Here is a 16,175-nt window from a genome sequence, read left to right as displayed (position 1 = left end):
TTCGGGGCGTCACGGCAGGAGTGCCAACCGTCAGGGCACAGCACTCATCGCCGAGACGAGTGCCGCCGTCGTGTCCACGATCGAAGCGTCCGCGAACGGAGCATCGCGGTCGCCGGTGGTGGTGTCCGAGAGAATCACCAGTACCAACGGCTCCCCCTCCGGCGACCAGACCACCCCGGCGGCGTTCAGCGTGGCGAAATTTCCTCCCCCCGACTTGTCTGCGGCCACCCAGCCCGGCGGGAGACCTGCACGCATCCTCGTATCTGACGTGACGCTCGCACGCATCCATCCCGTGAGGATTCGTCGGCGCGCCGGGTCCAGCGCCGAGCCGAGAAGCAGTTCCCGGTATCCGCGTGCCGCTCCGGCAGGAGTCGTAGTGTCACGCTCGTCGCCGCGCGCGGCGTCGTTCAGCTCGGGTTCCCACCGGTCGAGGCGTGTCGCATCGTCCCCGACCGAGCGTGCGAACGCGGTCACCGCATCCGGGCCGCCCAGCCGCCTCAGCAGCAGATTGCCTGCCGTGTTGTCGCTACGGGTCAGTGCGGCTTCGCACAGTTGTGCGTAGGTCATCTGTCGACCCTGGTTCTCGGCGGTGACCGGTGAGTTGACGACGATGTCACCCGGTTCGACGGCGACGGTGTCGTCGAGCCGCAGCCGTCCTTGGGATTCGAGTTGCAGGATGCCCGCGGCGGCGTACGGCTTGAACGTCGAACACATCGCGAACCGCTCGTCGCCGCGATACGTGTAGGTCCGGCCTGTCCCCGGTGAATGTGCGGCCACTCCGAGACGCACCGCATGCATGTTCTCGATCTCGACGAGGCGCTCGTCGAGTGCCGCCAGGTGGACCCCCATACCGCGTGGCGCGTCCGATGGACGATCCGGAACGGACGCGGCAGTCGGTGCGCCACATGCTGAAACGAGGGGAATCGACACCGCAGCCAACGCTGAGTTGAGAAACCATCTGCGGGACAATGTTGTTCGCTGCTCGGTCATGCCATCACCACAGCACCCGAGCAATCCGGACCGCCAATATCTGCATCGGTCGGGAACGGGTCGCAAAAAGTATCGCCGCCGGTGAGCGACCCGCAGGAGACGGACATCGAACTCCCGAAGCGCCACTGCACACTGCGCACAGCAGGCGCTGGTTGAATAGCGGAATGGATCTGATCCGCCATCTCCGCTTCTTCGTCACCGTCGCGGAAGAAGGTCACTTCGGTCGCGCTGCAGCCGCCCTCGACATGACGCAACCTCCTCTGTCACAAGGACTTCGAAGGCTGGAGCAGCACATCGGCACCACCCTTGTGCACCGCACGCAGCGGGGAGCCGTCCTGACCACCGCCGGCGCCACACTGCTCCCCCGAGCACGGCTGCTCGTCGACGACTCCGAACGGTTCCTTGCCGAAGCCGAGCGCGTCTCGCGGACCCGCGGTGTCGTGCGCTGGGGCGCGACGGCCGCACTCCCCGATCGGATCATTACCACCTGCGCCGCAGTGCTGCGTACCGACCCGGACGTGACGATCGCGACCGAGGTGGCTGCAACAACCGACCTGATCACGGCAGTCCGCTCCGGCATGTGTGACCTCGCGGTCGTCGAACACCCTGCACTACTCGACGGTATCGAGGCCGGACCGGTGACGAAGGTGCCTCGATGGGTGGTTGTCCCTGCCGGGCACCGCAGCGCCCGAGCGGAGCGGCCCCGCTTCCCGATGCTCTGCGACTTGTCGTTCGCGACAGCCCCGCGAGCCGGAAAACCGGCGGGTTTCGATGCCACACAAGACATTCTGCGAGAGCGCGGACTCGATGTAGATCCGACGACCGTCCCTGACGACCGGACGATCCTCGCGGCGGTCGCAGCCGGAAGGCACTTCGGAATATCCACCGCACCACCGGGCTCGGCGCCCGGCGTCGCGTGGCTGACACTCGCTCCGGATGCCATCGCGCTGCGCGTGCGCATCGTGTGGCGTCCCGACGCCGGGTGCAGCGGCTGGTTGCACGCGCGCCGCTGCTCGACCGACGACGTCACGTTGTCGGTGCACGGTGATGAGCGGGTGGTGCTCGCGTCGGTCTACAAGCTTCCGCTGTTCCTCGCGTTCTGCGCCGAGGTGGACGCGGGCAGGATCGACCCGGCGTCCGAACTGCGGATCGATCCGTCCGAGTGCACACCGGGGTCGACCGGCATCGCGAGCATGCGTGATCCGGTGACCATGAGCAGACGCGATCTCGCCGCGTCGATGATGACGGTCTCCGACAACGCCGCCGCTGACGTGCTGCTCGGAGAGATCGGCCCCGTCGCAGTCCACGACATGCTCGCCCGGCTCGGTCTCGAGCGCACGAACATCGTCGGTGGTACCGCCGATATGTACCGGCGACTGGTCGAGGAGACCGACAGCCGCACCACCGTCGAAGCATTCAAGGCCCTCACCGACAGCGACGCGGCGTGGTCGGTCTCCGCATACGATCCGGCATTCACCAGCGCGACCACCGCCGAGGAGATGACGCGGCTGCTCGCCGCTGTGTGGGCAGGCGACGCACTCTCCGCCGAGCAGACGACCTTCGTCAAGAACGTGATGCGCAACCAGATCTGGCCGCACCGCATCGCCGCGGCCTTCCCCTATCGCGGAGTATCGATTGCGGGTAAAACCGGCACGATCGGCATCATCCGCAACGAGGTCGCGGTCGTCGAGTTCCCCGGTGAGCACCCGGTAGCGGTCGCGGTCTTCACCCGCGCCGCACGCGCGGAACCTGCACTACCGGTGGTGGATGCGGCGATCGGCGAGGCCGCACGGATCGCAGTCACCGAATTGCGGGCACCGAACATGTCGAGTGTGGAGTTCTCCTCGGCTTGAATCCTCCGGGGGCAGGTCGCGACAACAGCTACACCCGAATCACGGTTGCAGCCGTTGCGTGTACCACCTGCCATCGACGAGCCGGGACCGGACACGGTTGTGCATCCTGTTGGGCCTGCCCTGCCAGAACTCGACGAACTCCGGAGAAATACGGAATCCTCCCCAGAAAGGAGGCCTCGGAATGTCGTCGTCGACACCGAACCTCTCGCCTGCCTCGACGAGTGCGTGGTCAAGGTCGGCGCGCGAGGCGACGGGCTGCGACTGATGTGACGCCCACGCACCCAGCTGCGACCCGCGCGGCCGAGTCCGCCAGTAGGTTTCCGTCTCCTCGGCCGGGATTCGAGTGACCTGGCCTCGGATGCCGATCTGCCGGTGCAGCGGTAACCACACGAATGTGGCGGACGCGTAGGGCACGGCGTCGAGGTGACGTGCCTTGTCCGATCCGTAGTTGGTGAAGAAGGTGACGCCGTCGACATCGATTCCTTTGCACAACACGGTCCGGGTCGCGGGATGTCCGTGTTCGTCGACGGTGCCGAGAACGATGGCGTTCGGTTCCGGGGCACCTGCGGACACCGCGTCGGCCAGCCATCGTCGTGCCAACGGAAACCAGCCGTCGGCGAGGTCTTCCGGTGTCAGATCGGTCTCCGGCGACGCCGTTACCGGGGTCGCGGGGGTGTAGTCCACGCGCATGGACGCGAAGGGGTTCTGCGGATCGTGCTGCACGGATGTGGACGCTACTCCGCGATCGCCGCCCCTCGCCGGTCGGCGGATTCGGAGCGATCGCCCCAGCCGAGACGTCGCTCATCCGACTCTCGGACGTCCTTGATTTCCTGCTGCGAGTCGGCCATTCGCCGATTATCCACAGCGAGCACCTCCCGGAGGTCGAAGATGGTCTGGGAGACTAGAGTCCTCTTCGACGACAGAGATGAGCTGCCGATCACAACACTGCGCACTCATTCCACCGGCAGTGCCGCCCGGACCGGGCCGCACGTGAACGAGGAGAGCCACACCGTCATGGCACCACACGCGTCCGTACCCGAGGATTTCGTCGCAGGACTCGAAGGCGTCGTCGCCTTCACCAGCGACATCGCCGAACCCGACAAGGACGGCGGGTCACTGCGATACCGCGGCGTCGACATCGAGGAACTCGTCGGCAAGGGTGTCACCTTCGGCGACGTGTGGGCGCTGCTCGTCGACGGCGAGTTCGGGCGCGGACTGCACCCCGCCGAACCGTTCCCCCTGCCGATCCACACCGGTGACGTGCGTGTCGACGTCCAGGCAGGCCTCGCGATGCTCGCACCCATCTGGGGTTTCTCACCGCTGCTCGACATCGACGACGACACCGCCCGCGACAACCTCGCCCGGTCCGCGGTGATGGCCCTGTCCTACGTCGCCCAGTCCGCGCGCGGCATCTACCAGCCTGCCGTGCCCCAGAAACGGGTCGACGAAGCACAGACCGTCACCGAACGCTTCATGGTGCGCTGGAAGGGCGAGCCCGACCCCAAGCACGTCGAAGCCATCGACGCCTACTGGGTCTCCGCCGCCGAGCACGGCATGAACGCCTCCACCTTCACTGCCCGTGTCATCGCCTCGACCGGCGCCGACGCCCCGGCCGCACTGTCCGGCGCAGTCGGCGCGATGTCCGGTCCCCTCCACGGCGGGGCACCGGCGCGCGTGCTGCCGATGATCGAGGAAACCGAGCGCACCGGAGATCCGCGCGGCATGGTCAAGGGCATCCTCGACCGTAAAGAGAAGCTCATGGGCTTCGGGCACCGTGTCTATCGTGCAGAAGACCCTCGTGCCCGCGTGCTGCGCGCCACCGCCGAGCGCCTCGACGCGCCGCGCTACGAGGCCGCCGCTGCGCTCGAGCAGGCCGCCCTCGCCGAGCTGCGTGAACGTCGTCCGGACCGCGCGATCGAAACGAACGTCGAATTCTGGGCCGCGGTCATCCTCGACTTCGCGGAGGTTCCCGCCGCGATGATGCCCGCGATGTTCACGTGCGGTCGTACCGGTGGCTGGTGCGCACACATTCTCGAGCAGAAGAAACTCGGCAAGCTGGTGCGTCCTGCCGCGATCTACACCGGCCCCGACCCCCGCGCAGCCGACACCGTCGCGGGATGGGATTCGATCACACATCGGTGATCGGCCGGGCGAGGCGGTTTAGACTACTCCTGCACTTGTCCCTCGACGCTTAGGACACGCTTTCCGATGGCTGACGCTTCACCGATCATTCCCGCCGATCTCAAGCCCGCAGACGGCCGCTTCGGCTGCGGTCCCTCCAAGGTCCGCCCCGAGCAGCTGCAGTCGCTGGTCGACGTCGGCGCTTCGGTGTTCGGCACCAGCCACCGCCAGAAGCCTGTCAAGGACGTCGTGGCTCGGGTCCGCTCGGGGCTGCGCGATCTCTTCTCGCTGCCCGAGGGCTACGAGGTGGTCCTCGGTAACGGTGGCACCACCGCATTCTGGGATGCCGCAGCATTCGGCCTGGTCCGCGAACGCTCGCAGCACTTCACGTACGGCGAGTTCTCGTCGAAGTTCGCGACCGTCACGAAGAACAACCCGTTCATCGGCGACCCGGTAGTTGTGAGCGCCGATCCGGGTTCGGCTCCCGAAATCGTCGCCGACTCGTCGGTCGACCTGATCGGCTGGGCACACAACGAGACGTCCACGGGTGTCGCTGTGCCGGTGTCCCGTCCCGCGGGGTCCGGCAACTCGCTGATCGCGATCGACGCCACGTCGGGTGCGGGCGGACTCCCCGTGAACATCGCCGACACCGACGTCTACTACTTCGCGCCCCAGAAGTGCTTCGCGGCCGATGGCGGTCTGTGGATCGCGCTGATGAGCCCGGCAGCGCTCGAGCGGGTCGCCGAGGTCAAGGCATCGGGCCGGTTCACGCCGGAGTTCCTGTCGCTGCCGATCGCCGTCGACAACAGCAGCAAGGACCAGACCTACAACACGCCTGCGCTTGCAACGCTGCTGCTGTTCGCCGATCAGATCGAGTGGATGAACAGCAACGGTGGCCTGGACTGGACGGTCGCGCGCACCAAGGATTCGTCGTCGCGTCTGTACGAGTGGGCCGAGGCTTCCGAGTTCGCCACGCCTTTCGTCACCGATCCGGCTCTGCGGTCGCAGGTCGTCGGCACCATCGATTTCGTCGAGTCCGTCGATGCGGCGCAGGTCGCGAAGATCTTGCGGGCCAACGGGATCGTCGACACAGAGCCGTACCGCAAGCTGGGCCGGAACCAGCTGCGTGTCGGAATGTTCCCGGCGATCGACCCCGAAGACATCACCCAGCTGACCAAGAGCATCGACTGGGTCGTCTCCCAGCTCTGATCCTCGCGGCTCCGACAGCCGGCGCAGCATCGGGCGAGGGCCGGACCCTGTGGGTCCGGCCCTCGCGCCGTTTCCGAAACTCTCAACCACACATCGAGACATAATCGGCAAACTCAGTACGATAACGCCTCCGACCCGAATTCCTGTGATCCGACCCGGCGTGGCGCGGCGTGTCCGCCTCCCGGATCGCGGACAACTCCGATAATCTCGGGCAAGTCGATCGCGAGCCGGCGCGAGGAGGTCAGTGTGCGAGAACTGAAGGTGGTGGGTCTCGAGCCGGATGCTAAGCATGTGGTGCTCGCGGATCCCACAACGGGGGACAAGTTCCGCATTCCAGTCGATGACACACTCCGCGCCGCATCACGCGGCGATCTCGCCCGACTGGGACAGATCCAGATCGAAACCGCCAGCACCCTCCGACCGAGGGAGATCCAGGCCCGCATCCGGGCAGGCGCATCCGTCGAACAGGTTGCCGAGGAAGCAGGAATCCCGACCTCGAAGGTCGAGCGATTCGCTTACCCGGTGCTCCTCGAACGTTCCCGTGCCGCCGAGATGGCACAGCAGGGACATCCGGTGCGCCCCGATGGTCCCACCGTGCAGACACTGCTCGAGATCGTCACACAGGCATTCCGCTCGCGTGGCCACAACCTCGACGAGGCGACGTGGGATGCGTGGCGCGACGACGACGGGCACTGGGTCGCTCAGCTCGAGTGGCAGGCCGGTCGCTCCACCAATGCGGCGCACTGGCGTTATCAGCCCGATGCACACGGCGGCACCATTTCGGCGCTCGACGACATCGCCGCCGACCTCGTCGATCCGGATTGCGGTCGCCCCTTGCGATACCTGACGCCCGTGTACTCGTCACGCGACATCGACGACACGGTGGAGTCGGAGACCGAGCGGTTCGTCGCCCCACCGGCCGACGCCGTCGTCATCGATCGCCAGCCGGAATCCGAAGAGCACGAGCTACCCGTCGTGGATACGGGCCGGACGATGCCGACCGCCACCGAGCACGACACCGACACCCAACGCGGCGCTACCGCATCGGCCAAGGCAGTAGCGAACCCGAGCAAGGACAAGCGCGGTAAGCCCGCACTTCCGTCCTGGGACGACGTACTCCTCGGCGTCCGAAGCAACGGACGCGCCTGAGAGCCGACGCCGATGGCGGCGGTCGTGTCGACGCTCTGGTACGTCGACGCCCCGGATCCGGCTGCGGTACTGCGTAATTCGACTCCCAACCGCGACATCGCGCATGCTCTGGTCACGCGCTTGCATCCCGATCGGCACGTCACTGCGGGCGGGCGCGCGACGCTCGCACAGGTCGCTGCAGGAAAAGGGCCGGACGATACGGAGTTCGACGACAACACAGTTTTCGTCGGCAGCTTCCCCGGTGTGACAGTGGTGTGCAGCCGCGAACTCATCCATCGTCGCCCCTCCGCAGTGGGTGCCAACTGGCTGCACACACTCGCATCGGAGAACACCTACCTGATCGTGTCCGACGCAGCCGGTGGGTGGGGCTCGTTCGCAGCATGGGAGCGCGGTACGCTCCGGCGCGCATTCGGGGCCGGTGCCATCGAGTTCTACGAGGACGAGGGCATCCCATTTCTGTGGGAGCGTCCGTACTGGTCGGGCGAACACCCCATGCGGTGGCCTGCCGGCTCCGTTCCGCACCCCGAAGCACTGCCGTTCCACCCCCGGCGCCTCGTCGAAGCCGCCAATGCTGCGTGGCTCGGCTTCCGGTATGTCGGTCGCACCGAGGGCGAACCCGAGCCGAGCGGTATCGACGTCTGGAGTTTCATCCTGCACAGGCCAGGGGAAGCCACACCGCCTGCCGCACCGGCCGGGCAACAGCCCACGCGCTCCTGGTGGCGTCGCGCAGTGGGCCTCTAGTCGACTCCGCACTCATCCGAACAGCAGCACACCCCACGCCACAGGCACCGCGGCGGCGATACCCCACGCCATCCACCGCCACACCTCTCGCTGTCGCCAATGAAGGAAGGTCGGGAGGGCTCCCACGACGGCGACGACATTGACCAGTACCGCAACCGCGGGATGAATGTCGGCGAGCACATCGCCGATCGCGATGAGAGTGACCGTGCTCATCGCGAAGACGAACACCGACAGCGGTAGCCCCGTCGCCCACGGGGTCGGTGAGGACCCGGAGGTCGTGTTCACCGCGGGATCCGAACCCGTTCGTAGAACGCCATCGCCGCAGCCGTCGCAACATTGAGCGAATCTGTCCCCGGCGCCATCGGTATCCGGGCACGTACATCGGCGGCGCCCATCGCCTGCTCGGTCAACCCGGGTCCTTCCGCACCGAGCAGCAACGCAACCTTCTCCCCCGTCATCGCCTCGGCGAGCGGCATCGCCTCCGGGTTCGGGGTCAGCGCGATCAACTGGAAGCCGCGGTCACGCAGCGTATCGAGGTCGCTGGGCCATTGCTCGACCTGCGCGAACGGGACGCGCAGCACATGCCCCATCGACACGCGCACCGCGCGCCGGTACAGCGGATCAGCGCAGCTCCTACCGAACAGCACAGCGTCGACACCGAGCCCTGCGGCATTGCGGAACATCGATCCGATGTTCTCGTGATCGTTGACGCCTTCGAGTACCGCAACGGTGGTTGCCTTCTCGATCATTTCGACGACGTCCAGCGGTTCGGGCCGATACGAGACCCCGAGTACGCCTCGATTGAGATGGAAACCGACCACCTCTGCCATGGTCGCCGCGTCGGTCCTGTAGAACGGCACATCCACGTCGTACAGGTCGTCAGCGAGTTCACTCAGACGACGATCGACACCGAGCATGGCGTGCAACGGGAATCGGGAGTCGAGCATGCGCTGGACGACCAGCACGCCCTCGGCGACCACCAGTCCCTTTCCGCCGGGAAGATCTGGCCGCCTGTCCGAGGAGTTGAGATCGCGGAAGTCGTCCAGCCTGGGATCGGCGGGATCGTCGATGTCGATGACGTGAACCACGACGACCATTCTCCCAGCCGCACACGCGATCGCAGCATCCGACTCGATCGGAGCTCATCCGACAATGTCCGGGCTACGCCCTGACGCGACCGCCGGGACGGGCGATTCCGCGAATCGACAACCCGCTGTCGACGGTCACGAGGGTGCCCGTCATCGCGGCCGACTCGGTGCGCGATGCGAACATTGTGAACACGCCGTCGTAGGCGCTCACCGACGCTACCTCCTGCAACGGCAGCGCCTTCTCGGTGCCGTCGAGTACCGAATCGGACATCTGCTGCCCCAACGACTCGGTGCCCCGCAAGCGCGTCGGCGCGACGCCCGGCGCGATGCCGTTGACACGGACATCGGGAGCGAGTTCATAGCCGAGTTGGCGGACGAGGCCGTGCACCGCGTGCTTGGATGCCGTGTAGAGGGCGCCGCCGCCTGCGGCATTGGTGCTGGCGAAGGATCCGGTGAGGATGATGCTGCCGCGGGAGGCGATCAGGGCATCGAGGCATGCCTTCGCACCGAGCATCGGCGCGAGGACGTTGACACCGAACAGCTCACCGAAGGCACCGGACAGCTGATCGCCGTCGATGTCCTCGAGGGCCTGGGCATTGTCGGTGATACCGGCGTTGCCGACGAAGACGTCGATGCGTCCCCATGTATCGAGGGCGGCCCGGGCAGCGGTGACGTTGTCGTCCCAGTTCACGACGTTTCCCACGATCGGGATCACCGAGTCGCCGAGTTCGGCGGGCAGTTCCTTCACCGATTCCGAGAGGTCCAGCGCGACGACTCGTGCCCCTTCGGCGACGTAGCGCGTCACCACTGATCGACCGATTCCCGCGCCCGCGCCTGTAAAGACGACGACCTGGCCGTCGAGTGCACCCATAATGTCGCTCCTGATCTGATCGTGCTGATTGTTCGAAGTTGGTGGGTGGTCAGGCGACCGGTACTCGGTCGCCGGTCGCGCGCGTCCGATCGCCGGCCGAGCCGGAGCGGCGAGAAATGCAGCTGATCACCGTGTAGGACACCACGGCCAGAGCCAGGACGACGAGCTGCGCGGATTGCGCGAGTAGTGTTGGTACACCGTCGACCTCGAGGAGTGCGATGCCGATCACCGACGGCACGATCCACGCGGCGAGTCCGACGCCGACTGCGGGCACGGCGGCATCGTCGACGGCCGGGCCCTGCCGACGATCGCGGACGTGGAGCGCGAAGTGGGTGAGGACGACGCCGACCCAGCCGACGACGAGAACGCCCTGCCAGTTGAGGGCGGTCTGCAGGTAGTGGAAGACATCGGTCAGCATGAGCGCGAACACGGCGAGGGACACGCCGCCAACCCACACGACCCGGGGTAGGCGTACCGAGGAGAAGCTGCTGAGGATCCTCTCGAAATTGGTGGTGGACAGGTAGTAGTTGACGCTGTTCACGCGAGTCTGGGAGACGACGATGAACAGGAGTCCGAGGAATCCGAGGCTGGCCAGGATCGCCCGCACCACACCGTCTTCGGTGGCGGGTTCGGTAGGCAGGACGGTCTGCACGAGGTAGATGCCCGCGATCCCGTTGACGACGAACAGTCCGGCGTAGAAGACCCATCCGAAGGTGACGCGCTCGTGGAAAGTCTCGTCCTCGAGCTTGGAGAATCGCGCGAAGTCGATGGTGTTCGGCATGTTGACGAAGATGCCCATGTAGAGGATCGCGCCGAGTAGCCAACCGGGGAGCGAGCGGCCCTCGTCAGGGACGACACCGGCGAAGGCGAGCCAGTCGGAGTTGCCGCCGAACTTGACGTGTGCCGCGATGAGGACACAAACGAGGCCGATCACATAGAACGGCAACAGAATTCCGTTGAGTTTACCCATCCACGATTGCACGCTGCCGAGCATGAGCGGCATCATCGCGATCACGACGACGGCATACCAGATGCGGATGTCGCCGGCGTCGAAGTACAGCTGGAAGGCGACAGCGAGGGTGCTGGACTCGAAGAGAGCGTAGTAGAGCGTGGTCGCAGCGAGGAGCACCGCGGTCAGTATCGAGCCCCAGCGGCCGAAGATCGTTTTGGTGAGGAGGGTGCTGTTCAGGCCGAAACGAGCGCCGAGGCGGGCGGTGAAAATGTTGACGATCGAGTAGACGACGGTGGACAGGGCGATCGCGAGGATCGCGTTCTTCGTGCCGTACAGACTGGCAGCGAGGGCACCGTAGAAGAGCCACACCATGGCGGACAACAGCGACCAGTACGACATCGTGACCTGCCAGCGGCCGAGTCGGGCAGTCAGCGGTACGGGGGCCGCGCTGAAATTCCCGTCATCGACGGCATCGCACGTTGACGATGCGGGTACGGGCACAGCAGGCATGTCCACCTCCAGAAGTGTGTGCAGATTTGAATACAGTTGTAGAGAGTCAGTGTAAGGAGCGTCACGTTAATTGGAAGACCCCCACGTAACGGTCCAGTTACAGATCTTCGGAGCGCCGCGTGGCGCGCCGTGCGGCGGACACGGGACGCATTCCGACCACAGGAGGTGCGAAACTGTATGCAAAAGCGGAACCGCCCTCGACAGCTAGGAGCAGACGATGACTTCGGTGACTGCCCGCACACGCTCCGGCACCACAGTCGACGAGCTGTGCACCGTCCTGCGTGATCGCATCATCACCGGCACCTATCCACCGGGACAACGGATGTCACAGGAACAGCTGGCAGCCGAATTCAACGTCAGCCGCACTCCCCTACGCGAAGCGTTGCAACGCCTCGAAGCGGACGGACTCCTCGTCGCAACCGCCAACCGCGGAATGCACGTCGCACCGATCGTCAACTCGGAAACCGAGCAGAACTACGCGCTCCGGATCCTCGTCGAACCCCCGACACTCGCAGCCGTCATCGACGACCTCACCGACGACGACGTCGCCGAGATGCGCGTCGCACTCGACGACATGCAAGCCCACCGCGCCCACAATCGAAGGTTTCAGCAGGCTCACCAGCGGTTCCACGATGTCGCGCTGACCCGCTACCCCCAGACGTTCGCCGATCTGACCCGCTCGCTGCACACGATGATCTACCGGCACCAGAGCGTGTACCTCTCCCACCAGCGGACGCCCGAGGATTTCATCCATTCCGACCGCCACTTCCTCGCGGCGATCGAGGCCCGCAATGCACCGTCCGCCCGCCGAATCATGGAGTTCCACCTGATCGACGCCGCGCTCGGACTGGTCCTCGACGCGGATCCCGACCACGAGTTCGACTCTCTGCTCGTGGCACTGCGCGGACGCGAGATCGTCATCGAGCACGACGACGCCGGGCGGATCAACCGTCCGGCCCCGATCTACTGGCTCGATCACGACCCGATCCTTCCGGAGGTGGCGACCTCCAATCTCATTCTGCGACCGGCCCCCTGACCCCGCGCCGGCCGGGGCTTCCGGCCGGCGCGGGCACCGTCAGACGAGCCGCGCCGCGAAGAACGCGGAGTGGATCGCGTCGAACACTCGTCCGGGCGCCACTGCCGAACCGACGACCCGGACGTCCAGACCCGCCGCCCGGAGCTCGGATTCGAGGCCGCCGTCCGCCGGGACACGGCCGAGTGCGAGCACCACCGTGTCCGCGGCGATCACCGCACTCTCGTCGCCGATCTGCACGTGCACCCCGGTCGTGTCGACGCCGACCACCCGGGTGTCCAGTCGCACGTCCACCGCGGCGGCGTCGACGTGACGGGGCAGTCGCTCGACGTCGGTGAACACCTCGTCGCCTTGCAGCAGCCCACTGCCCTGTTCGACGAGTGTCACCTTGGCGCCGGGCATCTCGGCGAGCCGCAGGGCCGCCTCACAGCCCTGCAGTCCGCCGCCCACGACCACCACGTTGCCGGAGATCGGAGTGCCGGCGCGGACGGAACTCGCCAGGATCACCGGGGCAGCCTCGTCGACAGGGAAGCCGGGGCGGCGGTGTGGCGCACCGGTCGCGACAACTACCGTGTCGTGGCCGGCGGAGGTCAGCACCTCGACGTCGGCGGCGGCCGGAACGACGGTGACCTCCCGTCGGCGCACCTCGTGGACGAGGTGGTCGACCAGGCCCGAGAGGTCCTGTTTCACAGTCGATCCCGTGGCGTGCGTGAGCAGTCCACCGAGATGGTTCGGTTCGTAGACTGTCACGTCGTGGCCGCGGTCCGCAAGCACCGCGGCGCTGCGCAGACCCGCAGGGCCCCCGCCCACCACGGCGACGTTCTTGCGGATCGCGGAGGCCTCGACGGGGAACCGACCCTCCTCCGCCATGTGGGGGTTGACGCTGCATCCGGCGCTGCGGCCTTTGTTCAGCCCGCGATGCAGGCAGCCGTCGTTGCAGCGGATGCACGGGGTGATCTCCAATACCCGACCTTCCCGGGTCTTGCGGGCCCAGTCGGGGTCAGCGAGCATCGCCCGGCCGAGGGAGACGAAGTCGGCAGAGCCGGATTCGACGATCTCCGCGGCGATGTCGGGGGTGACCAGTGATCCCGAGGCGACGACCGGGATGGTCACCGCGTCCTTGATCTTCTCCCAACCCCAGCGGTGAGGTGTGCGCACCTGGTACCAGGGGCTGACCTCCCACTCCATCGTGGCGTGGTGTCCGCCGGAGGCGTGGATGACGTCGACGCCGTGTTCCTCGAGTAGCCGGCAGAGTTGCACGGTCTCCTCGATCGGGATGCCGTCCTGCTCGTAGTCGGTAACCGAGACCCGGATGCTGAGCGGAAACTCGCGCGGCACGGACACCCGGATCGAATCAACGATCCGCAGCAGCAGCCGAGAACGGTTCTCGAAACTTCCCCCGTACTCGTCGGTGCGGGAATTGGTGTGCGGAGACAGGAAGTTGGTGATCAGATAGCCGTGGCCGGCGTGCACTTCGACGAGGTCGAAGCGGGCGGCGTGCACACGTGCCGCGGCTTCACCGAACGCCTGTACGACGCCGTCGATCTCGTCGAGAGTCATCGGCGTGGGAACGACACCGTACTGCGCTTCCACGTCGTACCACGACGAATCCGATGCCGACTTGATGGGGGCGGTGCCGAGGAACTTCTGCCTGCCGCCGTGAGCGATCTGCAGCCCGATCTTCGCGCCAGTCGAGTGCACCTCGTCCGCGAGCCAGCCCAGTCCGGGGACGTGCTCGCGGCGGCTGACGCCGACCTGATTGTGGATGGCCTTGCTGGCGTCGTCGTCGACGTAGCTGTACTCGACCATGACGAGCCCGACACCGCCCTCACCCAGGCGCCGGTAGTGGTTCACGGTCCGCTGACTGACGGTGCCGTCGGGGTTGGACGTCGCGGTGCTCTGCGGCGACTTCACGATACGGTTCCGGACCTCGACGGGTCCGATCTGTCCGGGGGTGAACAGCGCTTGGTGGTTCACTGGGGCCTCCGTGGGACGGGGATCGGCTTCGATATGTGCAGCCTCACCAGAATGTGCGCGTGCCGAGGGATGTCAGGGCGCCAACAGGGCGCCTGCGCGGGGAACGACCTGCTCGAGGCCGAGTCGTCCCAGCAGCCGCCACGTCGTCGCGGCGGCGGCGGACAGCACGGGGATGTCGAACTGCTGCTGCAAGCGGTCCAGGATCGGCAACGAGGGCATCTGGACGCAGGCGCTGATCACGAGGGCATCAGCGCCCGACGTGTCGACACGGCGGGCATGTTCGAGCAGGTTCTCCGGGTCGAGGCGGCCTACCGCGAGGTTGTCGGGCACCTCGAGGCTCAGCGAGTCCACGACGTTGAACCCCTGGTGCTCGATGTAGTCGCACACTGTCGCGGTGAGCGGCTTCATGTAGGGGGTGACGACGGCGATGTTCTTCACGTCGAGATGCGCCAGGGCCTCGGTCAAGGCTCCCGCCGACGACAACACGGGGATGTCGACGCCGCTCTCCTCCTTGGCGATTCGCGCCAACTTGGGTTCCGATTCGCAGTGGTAGCCGCGGCCCTGGGACATGATTGCGACCAGGCACGCGTAGGCCATGACATCGACCCGGGCATCGGCGAGTTCGGCGGCGCACCGCAACGAGTCCGCGTCCATAGCGGCGAGCTGCTCCGGGGTCACGTGCTGCATACGCATCCGTGACGAGTGGAAGGTGAATCCCTCCGGCCGGATCTCCTCACGGGCACGGAGCATCGCCGGGATCTCGGTCTCCATGGTGGTGTTCGAGCTGGGAACGATCATGCCCACGCGATAGTTGGCACTCATGTGTGTCTCTTCCTACTTGTCGTGCCGGCTACGCCGACAACATCGTGTGATGCCCGTGCGGGTGAGCCGCACCGGAGTTCAGATTGCTCGTCCCGAGGACCGGCACCCGGTGGCAGCCGCCAAGGTCCCAGCTGACGTGGGCACGGCCGCCCGTACGCAGCGATTCCAGGTCGTGCAGTCGGATGGACATGCCGCCCAGCACGACTGGAAGCGAGCCGAACTCGTGGTCGGGGTCGTCGGCGAGGATCATTCCCAGCGCCGCGTCGAGCAGGTGGAATTCGAGCAGCAGCCGAGCCTGGTCGCCGTCGCGGTCGCGGACCGCCTCCAGGAACATCCCGTCGGTGACCGTGACGTCCTCCAGCGCCTCCGGGTGAGTGAAGTAGAGCCGCTGGTGGCGGTCGATCCGAGTCAGGTGCGACTCGATCAGTTCACGCATCCCGGTGGGGCACCGACCGAGGATCACCCGATGGTACTCCCAGTGCGCAAGCTGGAACTCCCGCGGTGAGACACCAGTCCTGCGCATGCCCGCCAGCGCGGATTCCATCGCGTCGATGTCCGCGTCCACGACCCGGTCGAGGGTCGCCGAGATCAGCGCCGGCTCCACGAGCAGACGGACCGCATAGGAGTCCTCCACGTCCGACAGCGCCAGTGGCGCCACGATGACACCGCGGTTCGCCTCGGTGACGACGAGCCGCTCCGCCTCGAGCCGACGAAAAGCTTCCCGCAGTGGTGTTCGCGAGACATCGAGTTCGGAAGCCAGCTGCACCTGTGACAGCGTCACGCCAGGTCGATAGTGGCCGTCGATGATTCGCTCCCGAATCGCGATGTACGTGTCGTCCACGGTGGTTCCCCGGCGCGC

15 protein-coding genes and 1 pseudogene are annotated in these 16,175 nt (G+C 66.4%); 7 read left to right on the top strand and 9 right to left on the bottom strand.

Translation table 11 applies throughout. The annotated features are described in order from the left end of the window. Window positions 1-30: 30 nt before the first annotated feature. Window positions 31-990, bottom strand: a complete 960-nt coding sequence (gene bla / locus HCA61_RS12105; RefSeq protein ID WP_206039920.1) for a class A beta-lactamase — start codon at window positions 988-990, stop codon at window positions 31-33. On the opposite strand from bla, the pseudogene HCA61_RS26825 reads away from it, so the two are divergent. Together HCA61_RS26825 and HCA61_RS26610 are read left to right on the top strand one after the other, a co-directional pair. Continuing rightward, window positions 969-1,328: pseudogene (locus HCA61_RS26825) on the top strand (LysR family transcriptional regulator); the annotation flags it as partial. The gene bla and the pseudogene HCA61_RS26825 sit on opposite strands and share 22 nt — an antisense overlap. Before the next feature lie 102 nt (window positions 1,329-1,430). After that, window positions 1,431-2,843: a serine hydrolase gene (locus tag HCA61_RS26610; protein WP_346777555.1), complete on the top strand. Its 1,413-nt coding sequence runs from the start codon at window positions 1,431-1,433 to the stop codon at window positions 2,841-2,843. Between the two features lie 39 nt (window positions 2,844-2,882). Here HCA61_RS26610 and pdxH read toward each other — a convergent pair whose 3' ends face one another. Continuing rightward, entirely contained in the window at window positions 2,883-3,533 is a 651-nt protein-coding gene (pdxH, locus tag HCA61_RS12095) for a pyridoxamine 5'-phosphate oxidase (RefSeq protein ID WP_169688476.1), read from the bottom strand. A 324-nt stretch (window positions 3,534-3,857) separates the two neighbouring features. On the opposite strand from pdxH, the gene HCA61_RS12090 reads away from it, so the two are divergent. From HCA61_RS12090 to HCA61_RS12075, 4 genes are all read left to right on the top strand, one after another. Next, window positions 3,858-4,985, top strand: coding sequence for a citrate synthase 2 (locus HCA61_RS12090; RefSeq protein WP_169688475.1), 1,128 nt, complete (start codon window positions 3,858-3,860; stop codon window positions 4,983-4,985). 66 nt (window positions 4,986-5,051) lie between these two features. After that, a complete protein-coding gene (gene serC / locus HCA61_RS12085; RefSeq protein WP_169688409.1) occupies window positions 5,052-6,173 on the top strand; it encodes a phosphoserine transaminase in 1,122 nt (373 codons plus the stop codon). Window positions 6,174-6,419: 246 nt separating this feature from the next. After that, the gene (gene sepH / locus HCA61_RS12080; RefSeq protein ID WP_247272779.1) at window positions 6,420-7,322 is read left to right on the top strand and encodes a septation protein SepH; all 903 of its coding nucleotides are present in this window, start codon (window positions 6,420-6,422) and stop codon (window positions 7,320-7,322) included. A gap of 24 nt (window positions 7,323-7,346) precedes the next feature. After that, window positions 7,347-8,063: a hypothetical protein gene (locus HCA61_RS12075; RefSeq protein ID WP_169688408.1), complete on the top strand. Its 717-nt coding sequence runs from the start codon at window positions 7,347-7,349 to the stop codon at window positions 8,061-8,063. A 12-nt stretch (window positions 8,064-8,075) separates the two neighbouring features. On the opposite strand, the gene HCA61_RS12070 is transcribed toward HCA61_RS12075, so the two are convergent. From HCA61_RS12070 to HCA61_RS12055, 4 genes are all read right to left on the bottom strand, one after another. After that, window positions 8,076-8,348 (bottom strand): DUF2537 domain-containing protein, encoded by a 273-nt coding sequence (locus HCA61_RS12070; protein ID WP_169688407.1) that lies wholly within the window; start codon window positions 8,346-8,348, stop codon window positions 8,076-8,078. Beyond that, window positions 8,345-9,151 carry an RNA methyltransferase gene (locus HCA61_RS12065; RefSeq protein ID WP_169688406.1) on the bottom strand — a complete coding sequence of 269 codons (807 nt, stop codon included), beginning with the start codon at window positions 9,149-9,151 and terminating at the stop codon, window positions 8,345-8,347. The genes HCA61_RS12070 and HCA61_RS12065 overlap by 4 nt, the downstream gene beginning before the upstream one ends. A gap of 73 nt (window positions 9,152-9,224) precedes the next feature. Then, entirely contained in the window at window positions 9,225-10,022 is a 798-nt protein-coding gene (locus HCA61_RS12060; RefSeq protein WP_169688405.1) for an SDR family NAD(P)-dependent oxidoreductase, read from the bottom strand. Window positions 10,023-10,071: 49 nt separating this feature from the next. After that, a complete protein-coding gene (locus tag HCA61_RS12055; protein ID WP_206039918.1) occupies window positions 10,072-11,484 on the bottom strand; it encodes a permease in 1,413 nt (470 codons plus the stop codon). A gap of 217 nt (window positions 11,485-11,701) precedes the next feature. On the opposite strand from HCA61_RS12055, the gene HCA61_RS12050 reads away from it, so the two are divergent. Continuing rightward, a complete protein-coding gene (locus tag HCA61_RS12050) occupies window positions 11,702-12,520 on the top strand; it encodes a GntR family transcriptional regulator (RefSeq protein WP_169688404.1) in 819 nt (272 codons plus the stop codon). 39 nt (window positions 12,521-12,559) lie between these two features. On the opposite strand, the gene HCA61_RS12045 is transcribed toward HCA61_RS12050, so the two are convergent. From HCA61_RS12045 to HCA61_RS12035, 3 genes are all read right to left on the bottom strand, one after another. Next, window positions 12,560-14,494 carry an FAD-dependent oxidoreductase gene (locus HCA61_RS12045; RefSeq protein WP_169688403.1) on the bottom strand — a complete coding sequence of 645 codons (1,935 nt, stop codon included), beginning with the start codon at window positions 14,492-14,494 and terminating at the stop codon, window positions 12,560-12,562. 72 nt (window positions 14,495-14,566) lie between these two features. Continuing rightward, complete coding sequence (locus HCA61_RS12040; protein ID WP_169688402.1) at window positions 14,567-15,316, bottom strand: aspartate/glutamate racemase family protein; 750 nt, start codon at window positions 15,314-15,316, stop codon at window positions 14,567-14,569. A 28-nt stretch (window positions 15,317-15,344) separates the two neighbouring features. Next, entirely contained in the window at window positions 15,345-16,157 is an 813-nt protein-coding gene (locus HCA61_RS12035; protein ID WP_346777550.1) for a GntR family transcriptional regulator, read from the bottom strand. Window positions 16,158-16,175: the final 18 nt, after the last annotated feature.

The sequence above is a fragment of the Rhodococcus sp. HNM0563 genome (genome assembly GCF_012726195.1).
GTDB lineage: Bacteria > Actinomycetota > Actinomycetes > Mycobacteriales > Mycobacteriaceae > Rhodococcus.
The sequence above is the reverse complement of the archived record's forward strand: the minus strand, read 5'-3'. Positions and strand labels throughout refer to the sequence as shown.

What these genes read in the sequence shown, in the direction of transcription:
- bla (WP_206039920.1), bottom strand. Translation starts at nt 990, where the DNA reads ATGACCGAGCAGCGAACAACATTGTCCCGCAGATGGTTTCTCAACTCA.
- pdxH (WP_169688476.1), bottom strand. Translation starts at nt 3,533, where the DNA reads ATGCGCGTGGACTACACCCCCGCGACCCCGGTAACGGCGTCGCCGGAG.
- HCA61_RS12090 (WP_169688475.1), top strand. Translation starts at nt 3,858, where the DNA reads ATGGCACCACACGCGTCCGTACCCGAGGATTTCGTCGCAGGACTCGAA.
- serC (WP_169688409.1), top strand. Translation starts at nt 5,052, where the DNA reads ATGGCTGACGCTTCACCGATCATTCCCGCCGATCTCAAGCCCGCAGAC.
- HCA61_RS12060 (WP_169688405.1), bottom strand. Translation starts at nt 10,022, where the DNA reads ATGGGTGCACTCGACGGCCAGGTCGTCGTCTTTACAGGCGCGGGCGCG.
- HCA61_RS12055 (WP_206039918.1), bottom strand. Translation starts at nt 11,484, where the DNA reads ATGCCTGCTGTGCCCGTACCCGCATCGTCAACGTGCGATGCCGTCGAT.
- HCA61_RS12050 (WP_169688404.1), top strand. Translation starts at nt 11,702, where the DNA reads ATGACTTCGGTGACTGCCCGCACACGCTCCGGCACCACAGTCGACGAG.
- HCA61_RS12040 (WP_169688402.1), bottom strand. Translation starts at nt 15,316, where the DNA reads ATGAGTGCCAACTATCGCGTGGGCATGATCGTTCCCAGCTCGAACACC.